The sequence below is a fragment of the Citrobacter sp. RHB35-C17 genome, from assembly GCF_013816795.1.
GTDB classification, from domain to species: Bacteria; Pseudomonadota; Gammaproteobacteria; order Enterobacterales; family Enterobacteriaceae; genus Citrobacter_A; species Citrobacter_A amalonaticus.
Map to the genome: position 1 here is coordinate 1,844,210 of NZ_CP057150.1, position 15,958 is coordinate 1,860,167.

General features: G+C 52.8%; 16 protein-coding genes. 8 read left to right on the top strand and 8 right to left on the bottom strand.

Going from position 1 to position 15,958, the window contains the following annotated elements:
* Window positions 1–34: 34 nt before the first annotated feature.
* The 4 genes from HVZ37_RS08655 to HVZ37_RS08670 form a co-directional block, all read right to left on the bottom strand.
* Window positions 35–859 carry a hypothetical protein gene (locus HVZ37_RS08655; RefSeq protein WP_099433439.1) on the bottom strand — a complete coding sequence of 275 codons (825 nt, stop codon included), beginning with the start codon at window positions 857–859 and terminating at the stop codon, window positions 35–37.
* A complete protein-coding gene (locus HVZ37_RS08660; protein ID WP_181628341.1) occupies window positions 856–2,193 on the bottom strand; it encodes a lipopolysaccharide biosynthesis protein in 1,338 nt (445 codons plus the stop codon). Before HVZ37_RS08660 ends, HVZ37_RS08655 begins: the two co-directional genes overlap by 4 nt.
* Window positions 2,194–2,303: 110 nt before the next feature.
* Complete coding sequence (locus tag HVZ37_RS08665; protein ID WP_044258098.1) at window positions 2,304–3,095, bottom strand: hypothetical protein; 792 nt, start codon at window positions 3,093–3,095, stop codon at window positions 2,304–2,306.
* An 11-nt stretch (window positions 3,096–3,106) separates the two neighbouring features.
* Window positions 3,107–3,850 (bottom strand): hypothetical protein, encoded by a 744-nt coding sequence (locus tag HVZ37_RS08670; RefSeq protein WP_249418381.1) that lies wholly within the window; start codon window positions 3,848–3,850, stop codon window positions 3,107–3,109.
* 171 nt (window positions 3,851–4,021) lie between these two features.
* Here HVZ37_RS08670 and HVZ37_RS08675 point away from each other — a divergent pair, with 171 nt between their 5' ends.
* Entirely contained in the window at window positions 4,022–4,756 is a 735-nt protein-coding gene (locus HVZ37_RS08675) for a dTMP kinase (RefSeq protein ID WP_181628471.1), read from the top strand.
* A gap of 69 nt (window positions 4,757–4,825) precedes the next feature.
* Here the strand turns inward: HVZ37_RS08675 and pitA are convergent, their stop codons facing one another.
* Window positions 4,826–6,325, bottom strand: coding sequence for an inorganic phosphate transporter PitA (gene pitA / locus HVZ37_RS08680; RefSeq protein WP_181628342.1), 1,500 nt, complete (start codon window positions 6,323–6,325; stop codon window positions 4,826–4,828).
* Window positions 6,326–6,720: 395 nt separating this feature from the next.
* Between pitA and HVZ37_RS08685 the strand changes: the two genes are divergently transcribed.
* A complete protein-coding gene (locus HVZ37_RS08685; RefSeq protein WP_044258137.1) occupies window positions 6,721–7,503 on the top strand; it encodes a hypothetical protein in 783 nt (260 codons plus the stop codon).
* A gap of 305 nt (window positions 7,504–7,808) precedes the next feature.
* Window positions 7,809–8,924 carry an AI-2E family transporter gene (locus tag HVZ37_RS08690; RefSeq protein WP_043001062.1) on the top strand — a complete coding sequence of 372 codons (1,116 nt, stop codon included), beginning with the start codon at window positions 7,809–7,811 and terminating at the stop codon, window positions 8,922–8,924.
* Window positions 8,925–8,964: 40 nt separating this feature from the next.
* Here the strand turns inward: HVZ37_RS08690 and HVZ37_RS08695 are convergent, their stop codons facing one another.
* The 3 genes from HVZ37_RS08695 to cbpA form a co-directional block, all read right to left on the bottom strand.
* Window positions 8,965–10,044, bottom strand: a complete 1,080-nt coding sequence (locus HVZ37_RS08695) for a 4Fe-4S binding protein (RefSeq protein WP_061070261.1) — start codon at window positions 10,042–10,044, stop codon at window positions 8,965–8,967.
* Window positions 10,045–10,161: 117 nt separating this feature from the next.
* Window positions 10,162–10,467, bottom strand: a complete 306-nt coding sequence (cbpM, locus tag HVZ37_RS08700) for a chaperone modulator CbpM (RefSeq protein ID WP_044258082.1) — start codon at window positions 10,465–10,467, stop codon at window positions 10,162–10,164.
* On the bottom strand, window positions 10,467–11,387 hold the full coding sequence (gene cbpA / locus HVZ37_RS08705) for a curved DNA-binding protein (protein ID WP_044258080.1): 921 nt from the start codon (window positions 11,385–11,387) through the stop codon (window positions 10,467–10,469). The genes cbpM and cbpA overlap by 1 nt, the downstream gene beginning before the upstream one ends.
* A gap of 181 nt (window positions 11,388–11,568) precedes the next feature.
* Here cbpA and HVZ37_RS08710 point away from each other — a divergent pair, with 181 nt between their 5' ends.
* The 5 genes from HVZ37_RS08710 (at window position 11,569) to nqrC (ending at window position 15,920) form a co-directional block, all read left to right on the top strand.
* The gene (locus HVZ37_RS08710; RefSeq protein WP_044327077.1) at window positions 11,569–11,931 is read left to right on the top strand and encodes a hypothetical protein; all 363 of its coding nucleotides are present in this window, start codon (window positions 11,569–11,571) and stop codon (window positions 11,929–11,931) included.
* Window positions 11,932–11,979: 48 nt separating this feature from the next.
* Window positions 11,980–13,860, top strand: coding sequence for a protein-disulfide reductase DsbD domain-containing protein (locus tag HVZ37_RS08715; protein ID WP_181628343.1), 1,881 nt, complete (start codon window positions 11,980–11,982; stop codon window positions 13,858–13,860).
* Window positions 13,857–14,480, top strand: coding sequence for a DsbA family protein (locus tag HVZ37_RS08720; RefSeq protein ID WP_181628344.1), 624 nt, complete (start codon window positions 13,857–13,859; stop codon window positions 14,478–14,480). Before HVZ37_RS08715 ends, HVZ37_RS08720 begins: the two co-directional genes overlap by 4 nt.
* A complete protein-coding gene (locus tag HVZ37_RS08725) occupies window positions 14,470–14,976 on the top strand; it encodes a protein disulfide oxidoreductase (RefSeq protein ID WP_044258074.1) in 507 nt (168 codons plus the stop codon). Before HVZ37_RS08720 ends, HVZ37_RS08725 begins: the two co-directional genes overlap by 11 nt.
* 191 nt (window positions 14,977–15,167) lie before the next feature.
* Window positions 15,168–15,920 carry an NADH:ubiquinone reductase (Na(+)-transporting) subunit C gene (nqrC, locus tag HVZ37_RS08730; protein ID WP_181628345.1) on the top strand — a complete coding sequence of 251 codons (753 nt, stop codon included), beginning with the start codon at window positions 15,168–15,170 and terminating at the stop codon, window positions 15,918–15,920.
* The last annotated feature ends 38 nt before the right edge of the window (window positions 15,921–15,958 follow it).

Here is a 15,958-nt window from a genome sequence, read left to right on the forward strand (position 1 = left end):
CTGAGTCGGGATGGAGAATCCTGTGTCGGGCAATCTACAGAGGATAACGGGCGAGCCATTGCTCTATACGGCCACGAATATCGCCATTCAGTGCGCAGGGCTCGTCGTACGGTGTTCGCATTTCCATTGCATCGGCCACCATCTCATCATGCCGGTCTCCCATCAGACCGTTAATAGCAGCCAGAAAGCGGGAGATGGCGCGAGCATCGTGATTGTCAGGTTCGAGAGAGCGTAACGTATCGAAATAAGAAACCTGCTGACTGATGATTTTTCGCATAGTGTGGAATTCATGTCCTGTCAGTTGCGGTTGGGCCAGCAGGTCCCGTAGCGTGCGCATTTGCGCCTGACAATAGGTGGTAAATCCGTTGGCCGTTTCTGGCTGACTGTGGTGCAAGGAATACTGGACAACCCACCAGACGGGAAGGCTCAGGAAAAGACGCAAGCGCTTTCCATAGGTGGCAATAATCGTTTTATTTCCGATACGAAACCCGTCCTGGAAGTGGCCGAGAAAAACGGTGGTTTTGCTAAATAAACGGCCTGCCTGGTGGTTCTTGCGATAAAGACGCAGTGCGAAACGTAAATGCTTATAACGCGCGCGAATGTATTTGTACTGCATCCGTTCGTTATCTGACAGCTCGCCGCCGCGTAATTGTTTCAGTACCAAATGCAGTAAGTCCGTTCGGGTAAAACCCTCCTCCCAAAACTGCAGGCACAAATCATAACAGCGACGGATATTGTCCTCGGTGCAGTAGGTATGAATATGTTCCGGTAGCGTGGCATGGCGATCAACGATGTCGTCTTCTTCCACCGCCGCAAAGAGGCGTTGAAGAACGTCTGGCGAGAATTTTTCGTGTGTCATGAGTGAGTCTCTTTGTCTGCGGTAAATGGCAAGCGCTGACGATGGCGATAGGCGTGTAATGTCGGGATCAGGGAAAGCAGCACATCCAGGCATTGTCCGGCGAAATAAGCAAATGCCGCGCCGATTACGCCAAAGAGATGCGACAGCCCTGGTAGCAGGACTATGTAGGCGATAGAAGCCAGGGTCTGTGCGGTCAGAAAAGCCCGCTGTTTGCCGGACATAAGCAGCAGCGATTCCTGAGGAAACCCCAACATTGAGACGATAATTGCACCAAGCATAATCTGGATGAGGTCATACGCCTGGAGGTATTTGACGCCAAAAACCAGCGAAATAAGCGGCTTACCAACAATCACCACCGCAAGTGCTACGACGATTCCAATCCCGCCGGCCAGCAACGCGGATTTCATTCCCAGTTGCCACGGCTTTTTGCTGCGCGGATCTAAGCGCATCACTTCGGGATAAAAGCTCTTTGCAAGCAGCTGCGCTGGCGTTCCTGTCGCATCGAAAAAAGTCATCGCAATTTTAAACAGCCCGGCTGCAGCAGGGCCGAGAACGACACCCACCAATACCGTGCTGCAGGAGTTGCGAGCAGACCAGATCGTGTGGGCAAAGTTGGTTGCCCAGACAAAATTCCATGCGCCTTCAAGGCTGCGCGCCGACTCAAACAGTCGTGGGCGTAGCGCACCGTGAATATTCCGGCTACGCAGTTCGCGCGCGGCAAACCACCAGTACATTGTGCCGCCGACCAGGCTGGAGGCGTACCAGGTGATCACAAAACCGGCAAACCCAAAATCGCCGAAATACGCGATAACGCTGCCCAGCGCGCGCAGGAAAGGTTTGGTGGCCTGCTGTACGGCAATCAAATCAAAACGGTTTACCGTCCGCAAAATCCCCGTCGGGGTTGATGAGGCCATTGAAGGGATCAGCGTGCAGTACAGCATTGCCAGCCAAAAGCTGTCGGCATCGAGGCCTAATGAATGCGAAAGAAACGGCAGTAACCCCATCCCGCAAAGGATCGCCGCAGCACCGCTGGCGATATCCAGGCTAAAGGAAAAAGAGATCACATCGCGGAACTGCTGCTGATTATTATTTTCCAGCGCGGGTGTGCCGTACTGAACGACCAGTTGCCAGGTCTGGAATTTGGCAAAATCGCTAATGGCTTTGGTGTACGACTGAACAATGACCAGCACGCCGAACATCGCAGGCGTCATCCCTTTACCGGCGCAGGAAAGCGCCAGTAACCCCAGTAGGGCGCTCACCACATTGCTGGAGCCTAAATAGGCGCTGTTACGAATGATGGTGCGAAACGCGCCATCAGCAAACCACTTTTTCATGGGATAAAAACCCGCCAGACCTGTTAATGATCACTCAGCAGGAGCAAACCCGCCCAGCATAAAATCTCAGGCCAGTGACGCGTACGTGCCTGAGTTCAGAGATTCTTTTGCTATGGGTGCTCCCCGATTTCGGGCAGGACGCTGGCGTGTTGTGATAAAACGCGCCTGCGCTGAGAATCCCGGGCCGTAACGGAGGCGGCTGCCAGCGCTTTTTCCAGCACCTCGCGGTAGGGCGCTCTGGAATCCAGATCGAGAATTCTCGAGCCGTTGTAGGTGAGCTTCATCATGACGTCGATTTTGTCGCGCAACTCGTTGTAGTCGTGGTCGGGCTTACGGGAAAATGCGGTACCAATATCGATATCAAGACGAATGATGAGTTCAGGACGATATAACGCCATTTCCTGATACAGGCGGGATTCGCGCCTGGCCATGCGGGTTTTCACCCAGCCCGTTGCGCGTTCGACGCCAATCCCCGGTCCGTCATAATGAAAACCGGAAATTTCGGCCTGAGGGTATCGATCGCTAATCACCAGCACGCCGCTTTGCGCCAGTCGCCGGACCTTGCGTAAGTTAGCCATCCGGCGTAGCGAGAACCCGTACATAATTAACGCCGCCCAAAGTGCGGGAGCCCGGGTACTCATGCTCTGCGTTTTTGACGACTTGGTCGCCAGTCGTCGTTCAAGCCATGTCCCGATAAGCGGCAGACGTTTGATTTTGTCGCCATCTTCTCCGGAAACAAGTCCCAGATAGCGGCGTTCAGTTACCCACTTTTGCTGCAGGTTTTTTACCAAATCCGCCGTCAGCGTGGATTTACCGGTGCCATCACAGCCCACTACGGCAATCAGTCCCGGAATATATTCCGGTAATGGCCCGTTCTGGGGGCTTAAGTTCTCTGTGTCCATGTCGTTCCGTCTTAAAAAGGACTCGCAAATCCGATCCGGTGATCGTGAAGAGAGGTCTGAATTGAGCGTAATGACTCAGTAAGAATTTTATCCGCCGACTCCCGACCGTTCAGTTCGAGGATTGGTGCTCCGTTGAACGTCAGATGCGGCGTGACCGCGATCTTCTCGTGGAGCACGGCAAGGGGATGATCAGGCTTACGTGAGAAGGCGGTTTCTTCATCGATATCCAGCCGGATCAACAGCAGAGGCCGCCAGGAGGCCATCCACTGGTACAACTGGAGTTCACGGGCTTTCAGGAGTCGTACCCACCGATTACCGCCAGCCGTTTTGGCCAGTTGTGGCCCGTCGAAGCGAAAACCGGGCACTTCCGCCTGGGGATAACGATCGACGATGAACAGCGTGCCTTGCCGACTCTGAATTAGCATGCTGCGGAATTTGTACGCTCTCCAGCAAGAGAGCAGGAAGATCACCAGCGCCGTGATGTTTCCTGGCGGTGCAGAAGGACTCTGGTGTACGTGTGCCGCTTTTTTTCGCAGATAACGCCCCAACAACGCCCCGACAACAGGCAAATGTTCAATCCATTCACCAATACGACCAGAGGACTGCCCGAGATAAAGCTGTTTTGTTGGCAACTGTAGGGCGAGATGCGACGTCAGGCTGGCTGCCAGGGTTGATTTACCTGAACCATCGCAACCGACTATAGCAATCACCCGTGCGAAAGGGGGAGGTATAGTGGGAATAGTATATTGACTCACGAAAGATCCAGTTTAAATAATTAATTGAGAGCGGCGGTTGTGTGCCAAGAATATCTGTTCAATAAAGTTGTGACAATGGGTAATTGTCGTTTTAGTATTAACAATTATATCCGGAAGGAGAGTCGGATAATAAATTATTCATGGTGGGTATTTTTGTTTAAGGGTGTATTTATGCAATCAATTAAACCTCCGCTAATAGCCGTTATTGGCAGCGATGGTTCGGGGAAAACAACGGTCTGCGAACATCTTGTTATCTGTTTGCAGAAACATGGCCCGACTGAAAAAGTTCATCTGGGTAAACAGGCAGGAAATGTAGGGCGCGCCGTGGTTAAATTACCGTTAATGGGTAATTCATTAGGTAACGTTATCGAACGTAATAAAGTTAAAACTGCAAAAAAATTACCTGGAGTGGTACCTGCATTAGTGATTATGTTTTTCGTTGCGCGTCGGTTATTGCGGTTTCGCCATATGCTGACGTGTCGTCGGCAGGGCCTCATTGTGTTAGCCGATCGCTACCCTCAGATACAAATCCCCGGCGCTTATGATGGTACCGTATTTCCCGTCAATACAGAGGGGAGTCGCTTCGTGAGTTGGTTGGCCGAACAAGAACGCTCGGCGTTTCACTGGATGGCCAGCCATAAGCCGGATTTAGTGATAAAACTGAATGTTGATCTCGACGTTGCTTGTGCACGTAAACCCGATCACCGTAGAGAAGCGCTGGCAAGAAAAATCGCGATAACACCACAACTGACCTTTGGCGGCGCGCCTCTGGTTGATATCGATGCTAATCAGCCGCTGGATGAAGTGCTGGCGGATGCGGAAAAAGCGATAACCGCGTTTATGGCTGCTCGTGGCTATCATCACACTGACGGTAATCAGCCCGCCGTTAGCTTTCATCCTCAGTAAGTATTGATGCCCAGTCTGGCGAACTGGGCATTCTCAGGTATATTCCGTTTCGCTAAGCCGGCAGTTGACTTAGATAAGTAGCAGGGAAGCCCAATACAGAAACCCGGACAGCAAAATCGCCGCTGGTAACGTGAATACCCAGGCCATCGCGATGCTGGTGACGGTTTTCCGCTGTAATCCGCCGCCGTCGACGATCATCGTTCCTGCGACGGCGGAAGAGAGCACATGCGTAGTAGAAACCGGCATCCCGATATAGCTGGCAAGACCAATGGAGATCGCCGCCGTGATCTGTGCGGACATTCCCTGGGCATAGGTCATCCCTTTTTTGCCAATCTTCTCGCCAATTGTGGTGGCCACGCGCCGCCAACCGATCATTGTTCCCATACCCAACGCCAGCGCGACCGCCATGATTATCCAGATCGGCGCATATTCAATGGTGCTCAGCATGTCGGTTTTCAGTTTTTTCAACAGATGCACGTCGCTACGACTGATATCCGCTAGTTTTGCCACTTTATCTGCCGTATCGGAGATGCACAGCATGATGCGTCGTAACTGACCGCGTTGCGGCACGCTTAATGTGTCGTAACTCTCCAGGTTTGCTGGTAACAGTGTTTTCACGCGACCCAGGGCATCCATCGTATTCGCCGGATGGCAATGAAATTCGGTGGTTGAGGAGGGATTCGCTGTCGGTACAGTAAGCGGTTGAGCCTTATCCACTACCTGTTTTATCACGTCAGGGTGCTGCTGAAAGTAGATTTCAAGATTGCTGACAGCATCACGCGTGCGGGTGATTTCGTAGCCTGAAGCGCTCATGTTCACCACGAAACCGGCAGGCGCAATCCCCACCAGTACCAGCATCACCAGGCCGATCCCTTTCTGACCATCGTTCGCGCCGTGAGAGAAGGCCACGCCCGCCGCTGAGGAGATGAGCGAAATACGCGTCCAGAATGGGGGTTTCTTTTTACCGCCTTTCTTTTTTCGTTCTTCAGGAAGACGGTGGATGCGATCGCGTTTTTTAGTGCCGCTCCAGTAGCGGCGTAGCAGGAAGATCAGGCCGCCTGCGATCACCATTCCGACGACGGGAGACGCAATCAACGACGCAAAGATATTGACCACCGCCGGGATGTTTAACGCATCGACTACCGAAGTCCCGTTCATCAGTGCGTTGGTGAGCCCAATCCCAATAATTGCGCCTATTAGGGTATGAGAACTGGAGGCCGGTAACCCGAAATACCAGGTTCCAAGGTTCCAGATAATCGCCGCCAGTAACAGGGAAAAAATCATCGCGAGGCCACGTGACGACCCCATATTGAGCAGTAAATCCGTGGGTAGCATATGCACAATGGCATAGGCAACGCTGAGTCCGCCCAGCAGGACGCCAAAGAAGTTGAAAACCGCCGCCATCATCACTGCCAGATGGGGTTGCATGGCTCGGGTATAAATGACGGTCGCGACCGCATTGGCGGTGTCGTGAAATCCGTTTATGGCTTCGTAAAACAGGACAAAGACCAGCGCAAGTAAAAGCATCAAGCCGGTATATAAATCCAGACCAGAAAATAAATGTAGCATAGGGGATATACCGCCATTTTGAAGAGACGAACGGGCGCATTATCAGTGACTTTCGTGATTCGGGCAAAGTGAAATATCACCTTTTTTTGATATGACATCCGTATCGCATTATTTTTTGGATGATTATTTTTATCTAATTCAACGGGGTAGGAGATAATTTAGAAAGGAGAGGCATGCTTTTCTGGTTTTAATAATGGAGTGAGTGTCGATTGAGTCATTAGGCGAATCTGCATATATTCTCAACAATATAAAAGCGGAATCTATAAAAGATTTATAAATATTTATTTTATGAATGATTGAAAAAGGGTAAATCCTGTTTTGTGGTGAGCTCCTTCAGGTATATAATTATTTTTGCTATGCAGGAATATATCGGATTAGATAAGGAACCGGGTAAAATGGATTTCAGGTCAGTAATATTGTCATGTGTAACCCTCTCTATTTTGTTGGGTTGTGTCACGCATTCCCCCATTGATGCGAAGAAAACCACATCGCAGGTGGAGAGTTCTGGCCGAAATACGACGTCACCCTCCTGGCTGACGGACAAAGATATTTTTGGTAATGAAACCACGCTGGCGATCTCTGAAGACGATATTCAGGCGGCACTGGCAGAAGACAATTTTCGCGTACCGCTGAACTCACCCGTCATTCTGGTACAGTCTGGCAATCGGGCGCCAGAGACGGTCATGCAGCAGGAAATGAGCCGCTATTACACGGTTGCGACGTTTTCCGGCATTCCGGACAGGCAAAAAAAAGCGATCTGTAATAAAGACAAAAGCAAAGACGAGAACCAGGACGCGGCGGTTGCTGAGAATACCAACTGGATGCAGGCGCTACGCTACATTGCGGCGAAAGGGCATCAGAAAGCGATTATCGTTTATCAGGAGACGTTGCAGTCCGGTAGATTTGATGCCGCGACCAAAAGCATGGTCTGGTCGGATTTTAAAGCAGGGAAACAGCCTGACAGCACATCGCTACGCTATCTGGTGCGTTTCACGCTGGTGGATGTCGCGAGTGGCGATTGGGCGACCTGGTCACCGTTTAATTATGAGACCAAAATACTAACCCCGCAGCCTGGACAGAAGGCATCCGTAGAGACGGTGACGGAACAGCAGATTGTGCAACTTAAGCAACAAACGTATGCCGCAATGGTTAAGGACCTGGTGGCGCGTTATCAGTAACGCGCGACGTCTGCCATAGGTCATCCTGCTGGCAGACGGTTGCAGACGCTTCCCTAAACTGACCTGGCGTCCGTCCAGAGAGGCGAAACAGGTGTATTCAAGAAAGACGGGGAGACAGCGGCACTCCCTTCGTGTGTGCCGCATTCAGCAACCCTTGAGCGAAATGCCAACCCTTTTGGTGAAACAATAAGCACTATCACATTTTGAATGTGAAGTATTGGCTGGCGGTTTTCGTCTTGTCGGCTTTGTAAAATCCGCAATCAGTCCTATAGTCCACAGAGTTTCTTTGTTTACAGGATCCTCTAATGCGTTTTAACGGACTGAATAAAGGGTTTTTCCTCTTTCTTCTCGCCATGGTGACATGGGCTTTCTTCGACGTGCTGTCGCCATACTTTTCCGCCATTTTATGGGCTGCGATTCTGACGGTTATCTTCTACCCGGTAAAAAATAGGCTGCGTTCGGCGTTAGGGGAGCGTAACGGGGTAGCGTCTCTGCTGACGCTGGGTATTATCTGCCTGATCGTATTCATCCCGCTAATGCTGATCCTCTCCTCACTCGCCGTTGAACTGAATGTGGTGTACACCAAGCTGCAGCATAACGACGCTCAGTTCCCGGAAGTGGTGGCGAGCTTGTTTGCGCATATGCCGGAGTGGGCGCGTTCGTTTCTTGCCGATCACTCCCTTGATAACGCCGCAAAAATCCAGCAGAAGCTGTCGGATGTGGTGCTAAAGGGCGGGCAATATCTGGCCGGGAGCGCCTTCCTGATTGGCAAAGGCACCTTTGGTTTCGCGATCAGTTTCGGCATCATGCTCTACCTGCTCTTTTTCCTGCTCAAGGATGGCCCGTTTCTGGTTCGGCAGATCCTCGACTCGCTACCGTTGTCGAATTTCGTTAAGCAACATCTGTTTGCAAAGTTTGCGGCGGTCTCCCGGGCGACGGTAAAAGGCACGGTTGTGGTGGCGATCGTGCAGGGGACGTTGGGCGGAATTGCGTTTTACATTGTGGGGATTGATGGCAGCATTCTGTGGGGGGCGCTGATGGCGTTTCTGTCCCTGATCCCGGCAGTGGGTTCCGCGATCGTCTGGGTGCCAGCCGCCATTTATCTTTTTTCGACGCAGCAACTGTGGCAGGGCTTTTTCATCGTCGGTTTCTTCGTGGTGGTGGTAGGGCTGGTGGATAATATTCTGCGCCCCATTCTGGTCGGCAAAGATACCAAAATGCCTGATTACCTGATTCTTATCACCACGGTGGGCGGAATGGAGATTTATGGCATCAATGGTTTCGTCATTGGTCCACTCGTTGCCGCGCTGTTTATCGCCTGCTGGAACATTCTTTCCGGGCGCGATCACGCGGGGAATACCGAAGAACTCGATAAAGATTTTATTGAGGATGGCATCGCTGAGGATAATAAAGCCGAGTGATGCAAATCCGGATGGCGGCAGATGCCCCATCCGGTATCCATTAATGACCAATCATTCTCGCTTCCGGGATCAACCGGAAGTAGAGGTGATCCGGCACTGGGCTGTTCCAGACGTCCATTAGCATCGCGAATGCGATAAGGGCAAACATTATGCCGAGTACCAGCAGCGTCATCGCCATACCCGATAATGTTCCTCGCCGTATTTCAGCGTTTCCCGTTGGTGTCCGCAGGGAAAATGTCAGCGTTGAAGCCACCGGACAGGATTCCACACAGGTCATACAGCCAGTGCATTCAACCGTTCGCACCTGAATCAGCTTATCCACCGGGATTTGCGACGGGCAGTTTTTGGCACATTTCCCGCAATCAATACAGCTTTGCGCATTGCGGCGGATTTTGAATGGTGAGAGCAGGGAAAGTAGCCCGAGCAAGGCGCCATAGGGACACAGATAACGGCACCACGCGTTGCGAATGAACAGGCTTATGACCACCAGAAGGGCGATGCTCAGTAGGGTGATCGTGCCGATATTGCGAAAGAAATCGAGCATCTTCACATCGATAATAATCCCGTAGGCCGACATTAAAAAATACTGAATGCCCTGCGCTGGCATCGACAGCGAAATGTAGAGAAAAAAGGCCAGCAGCAGATATTTCAGGCTGCGCAGAGGGATATCCAGCCAACGGGGCAACGTAAAATTGCGACCAAACAATCTCTTACCCACATCGGCGATGAGTTCAGACAACGTACCTACCGGGCACAGCCACGAGCAGAACGACTTTTTGAGCAACAGACTTACCAGCATAAACGCGGCCAGCAGCAGCATGGCGGCGGCGTGAACAGGGGGAAGGATGCCGGTTTCCAGCGTATAGCGCAAGTTCATCAGGCCTGCGATGGGCAGCCAGCCTTCAATGCCGCCAGGTCGGGAAACGTACAGACTGGTGCCGCCGGTTTCGTAATAACGCACCCAGTAGTAAAACGTCACGCCAATATAAATATTGATCGCCATCAGCAGCCACTGCGTAGCTTTGCGCCAGGTAGAGGCATTACGCCAGTCGTTCCATGGCAGTTTACCGCCCGTTGTTCCGGGGCGGCGTTGCCAGCGCTTTCTGCTTTTTTCGCTCATTGCCTTCTGACGTCCATAAAGTGGCATTTTGAATGCTACTATCGTACGGCTATCCCGTTGAGCCAGCGTTGATTTATATCATTGCCTGATAATTGGGCAGCTTACGCTGCCCAATATTTATAGATGAGTAATAAAACGCGCGAGCCGCTGTCGTAGCAGGCGGTTTTCCTGTCGTAAACGTGCGTTCTCTTCCAGTAGCGTGAGCGCCACGGCGATCCCCGGCCAGTCAAGCGCCAGTTCTTCACGTAACCGCAGGGCGCGCTGTACCACAGTGGCGGCATGATCGTCGAACTGCCAGCTGTCCGCCGTTTCGGTGTAAGGTTCGATGACGCCCAGACCCACGATCTCGTTCAGGTCTTCCTCCGTCACGCCGGTGCGCAGGCAAAATTCGGTAACCGTAAAAGTGATGGTGACGTTAGCCATTATGCTTTCCCCCAATCTTTGCGCGGATCAAATCCTGACTGTGCCTCTGCCAGTTGCTGCCACAGCGCAGTCGCACGTTCATCCGGTTTAGGCGGCATCACGATCTTCAGCACGACATACAAATCACCGGTCTGTTTTTTACTGACCAGACCTTTACCTTTGATGCGTAAACGTTGTCCGGCCTGGCTGCCGGGGGGAATGGTGACCAGAATGCTCTCTTTCAGCGTGGGGACGGCAATCTTTGCGCCCAGCGCGGCTTCCCATGGGGCGAGCGGGACCACAATTTCCAGATCCTGGTTAACGATATCAAACAGGGGATGTGGTGCGATGTGGATCACCAGCCATAAATCGCCATTCGGTCCGCCGTTTTCACCCGGCGTCCCCTGGCCTTTCAGACGAATACGCTGACCATTGCCGACACCCGCCGGAATTTTCACGTTCAGGGTTTTTGGAATTTCACGTTCAATCATGCCAAACGCATTGTAGACCGGCAGGTTATAGCTAATGGTTCGGTTGTGTTCAGCGAGTGTTTCTTCAAGAAAAACCGCGACTTCAATTTCAATATCATGTCCACGGCTGGCATGGCGCTGGCGAGACTGACGCGCGTGCTGACCAAAAATAGAGGAGAAGATATCGTCGAAGTCTTCGGCGTTGTAACTCTGGTTCTCTCCCTGCTGGAACTGACGGTTGAATTGCGGGTCATTGCGGTGTTGCCAGAGCTGATCGTACTCCGCGCGTCGCTGCTCATCGCTCAGCACTTCCCAGGCTTCAGCGACCTCTTTAAAGCGGGCTTCAGCATCGGGTTCTTTACTGACATCGGGATGATATTTGCGGGCCAGTCGGCGGTAAGCGGTCTTGATAGTCTTGAGATCGTCCGTCGGTTTCACGCCCATGATGGCGTAATAATCCTTTAATTCCATAGCGTTCTCTCGGGTTAATCAATACAGGCTAAAGGGATCCCTTAAAAGGTGTCATCGATAAGTGTAGGGTAATCCTGTCGAGGATGAATGCCAACCAGCGAAACAACATATCTTTACAGCCCAGAGGTTGCGTAAAACACGCCAGCCGCTAAGATAACTCGCGTCAATGAGTGAGGGTGTGATGGCGAAACGTCAACGGATGGGATGGTGGTTCCTCTGCCTGGCATGTGTCGTGGTGATGGTCTGTACCGCGCAGCGCATGGCGGGCCTGCATGCGTTGCAGATGGAGACCACCGCGATCGCGGCGACGGCGTCGCCGACGTCCGTGACTGAGGATGCATCTCCCGTGACCCCGTGCGAGCTCAGTGCGAAATCGCTGCTTGCCGCGCCACCGGTCGTTTTTGAAGGCGCGATCCTCGCGCTCTGTTTACTCCTTGCCTTGTTAACGCCGTTCAGGACCGTACGCTTACCGTTCTTCCCACAACGCGTTATTTCTCCCCCCAGACTTCGGGTCCATCTCAGATTCTGCGTTTTCCGCGAATGACAGACTGGCGGTTTCGTACAGTAAGTTAATCATTCATGGAGAAAAATTATGATGTATGCCTTCAGGCAGGGACTGATCTGCCTGTTATTACTCTGGCTGCCCGCATCGTGGGCGGCAGAGAGCGGCTGGCTGCGTTCCCCGCAGAACGATCATGCCAGCGTACGATTGCGTGCCGATACGTCAGCACAGGGGGAAACCCGTCTGCTGATCGACGTCAAACTGGAAAACGGCTGGAAGACGTACTGGCGTTCGCCGGGGGAAGGCGGCGTTGCACCTGCCATTGCCTGGCAAGGAGAGATGCCCGTGGTGGACTGGTTCTGGCCGACACCGGACCGTTTTGACGTCGCCGGTATGACCACCCAGGGCTATCACCAACAGGTCACGTTTCCGCTGGCCGTCCGGGGACACACTCCCGACCGCATTGCCGGTGTGCTGACGCTCTCTACCTGTAGCAACGTGTGTCTGCTGACCGACTACCCGTTTTCGCTTACGGCCTCTCAACAGGATGCCGGGTTTGCGCATGATTATGCTCAGGCGATGGGACGTGTGCCCCTGGCGCAGGGGCTGACTCAAACCCTGATCGCTGGTGCGCGTGACGGCGAGTTGGTGATCGAGGCGCAGCGCCGCGGTGGCTGGACCGCACCCGCGCTGTTCCTCGATAGCGTAGAGGACACGGATTTTGCTAAACCGCTGATCCGGGTCGATGGCGACAGACTGCACGCGACGGTGCCGGTTCACGATAGCTGGGGGGAAGGGGCGCCGAATTTACGCGGCAAATCGCTCACGCTGGTGCTGGCGGATAACGGTGTGGCGCAGGAGAGCCAGCTTATCGTGAGTGATGCGCCGGTGACAGAATCCGCCAGACTCCCGCTCTGGCAGGTGGTTCTTATGGCGCTGATGGGAGGCGTGATCCTTAATCTGATGCCTTGCGTATTGCCGGTGCTGGGGATGAAGCTGGGTTCGATTTTGCTCGTTGAGGAGAAAAACCGCCACCAGATACGACGGCAGTTCCTCGCGTCGGTCGGGGGGATTTTGATCTCCTTCATGGCGCTGGCATTACTGATGACCGTGCTAAGACTGAGCAATCAGGCGCTCGGTTGGGGTATCCAGTTCCAGAATCCGTGGTTTATTGGCGCGATGGTGCTGGTGATGCTGACCTTCAGCGCCAGTCTGTTCGGCCTGTTTGAATTTCGCCTGCCGTCATCAATGACCACCCGACTGGCGACTTACGGTGGTAAAGGCCTGGCGGGACATTTCTGGCAGGGCGCGTTTGCCACGCTGCTGGCGACACCGTGCAGCGCACCGTTTCTCGGTACAGCCGTGACGGTGGCGCTGACGGCATCGCTGCCCGTGTTGTGGGGGCTTTTCTTCGCCCTCGGCGTTGGGATGAGTCTGCCGTGGTTGCTGGTCGCCCTGCGTCCGGGTCTGGCGCTTCGTCTACCGCGACCGGGACGCTGGATGAACGGACTGCGACGCTTGCTCGGCTTAATGATGCTCGGTTCGGCCCTCTGGCTGGCAACGCTACTTCTGCCTCATCTGGGTTTTACCTCCCACAGTGCGGCGAAAGAGAGTGTCCGCTGGCAGCCGCTTAGCGAGCAGGCGATCACCGACGCGCTTGCGCAAAATAAGCGCGTATTTATCGATGTGACCGCCGACTGGTGCATTACCTGCAAGGTCAATAAATATAACGTGCTGAACACCGACGCGGTGCAGGCGGCGCTACAGCAACCGGATGTCGTGGCCCTGCGCGGCGACTGGACGCTGCCGTCTGATGACATTACGGCGTTTCTGAAATCACGCGGCCAGGTTGCCGTACCGTATAACCAAATCTATGGTCCCGGCTTACCGAAAGGTCAGGCGCTGCCGACGTTATTAACGCGCGACGGTCTGTTAGAAACACTGGCTAAAGCGAAAGGAGAAACGCCATGAAATCCCTGATCATCCTGTTATTGACCCTGTTCAGTGCGTTCAGCCATGCCAAAGATGTCGCGCCGTTTACCCCGGAGCAAGAAAAACAGATCGAAGCCCTCATTCAGGAGGCGTTGTTTAACGATCCGGCCAGTCCGCGATTTGGCGCAAAACAGGCAAAACTGACGCTGGTGAATTTTACCGACTACAACTGTCCGTACTGCAAACAGCTTGATCCGCTGCTTGAAAAACTGGTGGCGAAATACCCTGACGTGGCGGTGATTATCAAACCGCTGCCGTTTAAAGGCGAAAGCTCGGTGCTCTCTGCGCGGACGGCGCTCACCACCTGGCGTGAGCATCCACAGCAGTTCCTCGCGCTGCATGAAAAGCTGATGCAAAAGAAGGGATACCACACTGACGTCAGCATTAAACAGGCGCAGGAAAAATCGGCGGCCAGCCCGGTCATACTGGATGAAAAAAGCAATGAAACGCTACGTACCAATCTGCAACTGGCGCGACTCGTCGGCGTTCAGGGAACACCCGCGACGATCGTTGGTGATGAGCTGATCCCGGGGGCCGTCTCCTGGGAGGTGCTTGAAGAAGTCGTTAAAGAAAAACTGGCGGTGGCAAATGGTCAGTAAGTTGCGGCGATGGCTGCGCGAAGGTGTTTTTTTTTTGCTCCTGTTGGCTGGTGGAATGTGGCTAATGGATGCCTGGCGCGCGCCACAGGCACCAACGGCTTTCGACAGTACACCGCTTTACACGCTGGATGGCGAACGGGTAACGCTGGCGGCATTAAGTGAGGAAGAGCCGCTACTGATCTATTTTTGGGCCACCTGGTGTGGCGTTTGCCGCTATACCACACCGGACGTTGCCCGCTTGCAGGCACAAGGGGAGAAGGTGCTGACCATCGCGCTGCGTTCGGGAGATGAACAGACGATTGCGCGCTGGCTGGCGCGTAAAGGGATCTCTTTTCCCGTGGTCAACGATGCTAATGGCGCACTTTCCCGCAGTTGGGATATCAGCGTCACCCCCACGCTGATTGTGTTGTCAAAAGGGCAGGTGGTTTCTACGACCAGCGGCTGGACCAGCTACTGGGGGATGCGCCTGCGGCTAGGGTGGGCGAAAATCAGTTGAGTCAAAACCGGGGAAACCCGGTTTTTTTACACCATAAAATAGCCGTAACACTATGTGATTTAAATATTTAAGGCAGAAAGTAAACGGGTTGAATCTATATTTTCGCGGTTTTTATCATTGCAAATGACAAGGAGTAATGGCATATCATATAGCGATATAACGATGTTAATGCTTACAGGGATTATAAATAAATGCGCAAGGGTAAAGTTATTATTGCATCAATGATGGTGCTTTGCGTCCTTATTTTTCTGATTGCGATCGCCTGGTTTATGTTGTTTCAGGGGGAAATGACGGCGCCGACGGAAGAAGAAAAAAAAACTGCTGTTTTACAGGCTGCGGGCTTACTTAAGACGGATGCTCAGGATAAAAAATCGATTGAGAGTTTATATCAGCGTGCGATTATCGTGCGCACGGTGAATCTCGATTCCGGCGAGTGGGTGACGGATAAAACGGCCGCACAAGGATGTAAAAAACTCGCTCCGGAGCAGGACCCTGCACAGATTCGTCAACGCTGTTCGCTGGCGGAAGTTTATCTGGTAAAAGATAAGTATAATAAGATTCAGCAGGTTATCATTCCTGTTTCGGGAAAAGGAGCGAAATCGATGATGCATGCATTTCTCTCTTTGGGACTGGACGGTCGTACGGTGAACAATCTGTATTATTATCAGCAGCGGGAGACGCCATTTCTGGGGGCCAGAGTGAAAGATGAAAGCTGGCGTCAACAATGGCCGGGAAAAAAGGTGGCTGATGATAATGGAACGCCGGCGTTGAAAATAGTTCAGGAGAAATCAGGGAAGTATAATGAATATACCGTTGATGGTATTTCTGGTGCGACGCTGACGTCAACGGGCGTTGAAAAGAGTATTAACTACTGGATCAGTGAGCAGGGTTATGGCCCATTTTTGCAGCGACTGAAACAAGACCCGGAGATGTTGTATCGCTGAATCAAGTGTACCTGCGGATAATTTACTTTAAGCCTGTA

What these genes read in the sequence shown, in the direction of transcription:
- HVZ37_RS08655 (WP_099433439.1), bottom strand. Translation starts at nt 859, where the DNA reads ATGACACACGAAAAATTCTCGCCAGACGTTCTTCAACGCCTCTTTGCG.
- HVZ37_RS08660 (WP_181628341.1), bottom strand. Translation starts at nt 2,193, where the DNA reads ATGAAAAAGTGGTTTGCTGATGGCGCGTTTCGCACCATCATTCGTAAC.
- HVZ37_RS08665 (WP_044258098.1), bottom strand. Translation starts at nt 3,095, where the DNA reads ATGGACACAGAGAACTTAAGCCCCCAGAACGGGCCATTACCGGAATAT.
- HVZ37_RS08675 (WP_181628471.1), top strand. Translation starts at nt 4,022, where the DNA reads ATGCAATCAATTAAACCTCCGCTAATAGCCGTTATTGGCAGCGATGGT.
- pitA (WP_181628342.1), bottom strand. Translation starts at nt 6,325, where the DNA reads ATGCTACATTTATTTTCTGGTCTGGATTTATATACCGGCTTGATGCTT.
- HVZ37_RS08685 (WP_044258137.1), top strand. Translation starts at nt 6,721, where the DNA reads ATGGATTTCAGGTCAGTAATATTGTCATGTGTAACCCTCTCTATTTTG.
- HVZ37_RS08690 (WP_043001062.1), top strand. Translation starts at nt 7,809, where the DNA reads ATGCGTTTTAACGGACTGAATAAAGGGTTTTTCCTCTTTCTTCTCGCC.
- HVZ37_RS08695 (WP_061070261.1), bottom strand. Translation starts at nt 10,044, where the DNA reads ATGAGCGAAAAAAGCAGAAAGCGCTGGCAACGCCGCCCCGGAACAACG.
- cbpM (WP_044258082.1), bottom strand. Translation starts at nt 10,467, where the DNA reads ATGGCTAACGTCACCATCACTTTTACGGTTACCGAATTTTGCCTGCGC.
- cbpA (WP_044258080.1), bottom strand. Translation starts at nt 11,387, where the DNA reads ATGGAATTAAAGGATTATTACGCCATCATGGGCGTGAAACCGACGGAC.
- HVZ37_RS08710 (WP_044327077.1), top strand. Translation starts at nt 11,569, where the DNA reads ATGGCGAAACGTCAACGGATGGGATGGTGGTTCCTCTGCCTGGCATGT.
- HVZ37_RS08715 (WP_181628343.1), top strand. Translation starts at nt 11,980, where the DNA reads ATGATGTATGCCTTCAGGCAGGGACTGATCTGCCTGTTATTACTCTGG.
- HVZ37_RS08720 (WP_181628344.1), top strand. Translation starts at nt 13,857, where the DNA reads ATGAAATCCCTGATCATCCTGTTATTGACCCTGTTCAGTGCGTTCAGC.
- HVZ37_RS08725 (WP_044258074.1), top strand. Translation starts at nt 14,470, where the DNA reads ATGGTCAGTAAGTTGCGGCGATGGCTGCGCGAAGGTGTTTTTTTTTTG.
- nqrC (WP_181628345.1), top strand. Translation starts at nt 15,168, where the DNA reads ATGCGCAAGGGTAAAGTTATTATTGCATCAATGATGGTGCTTTGCGTC.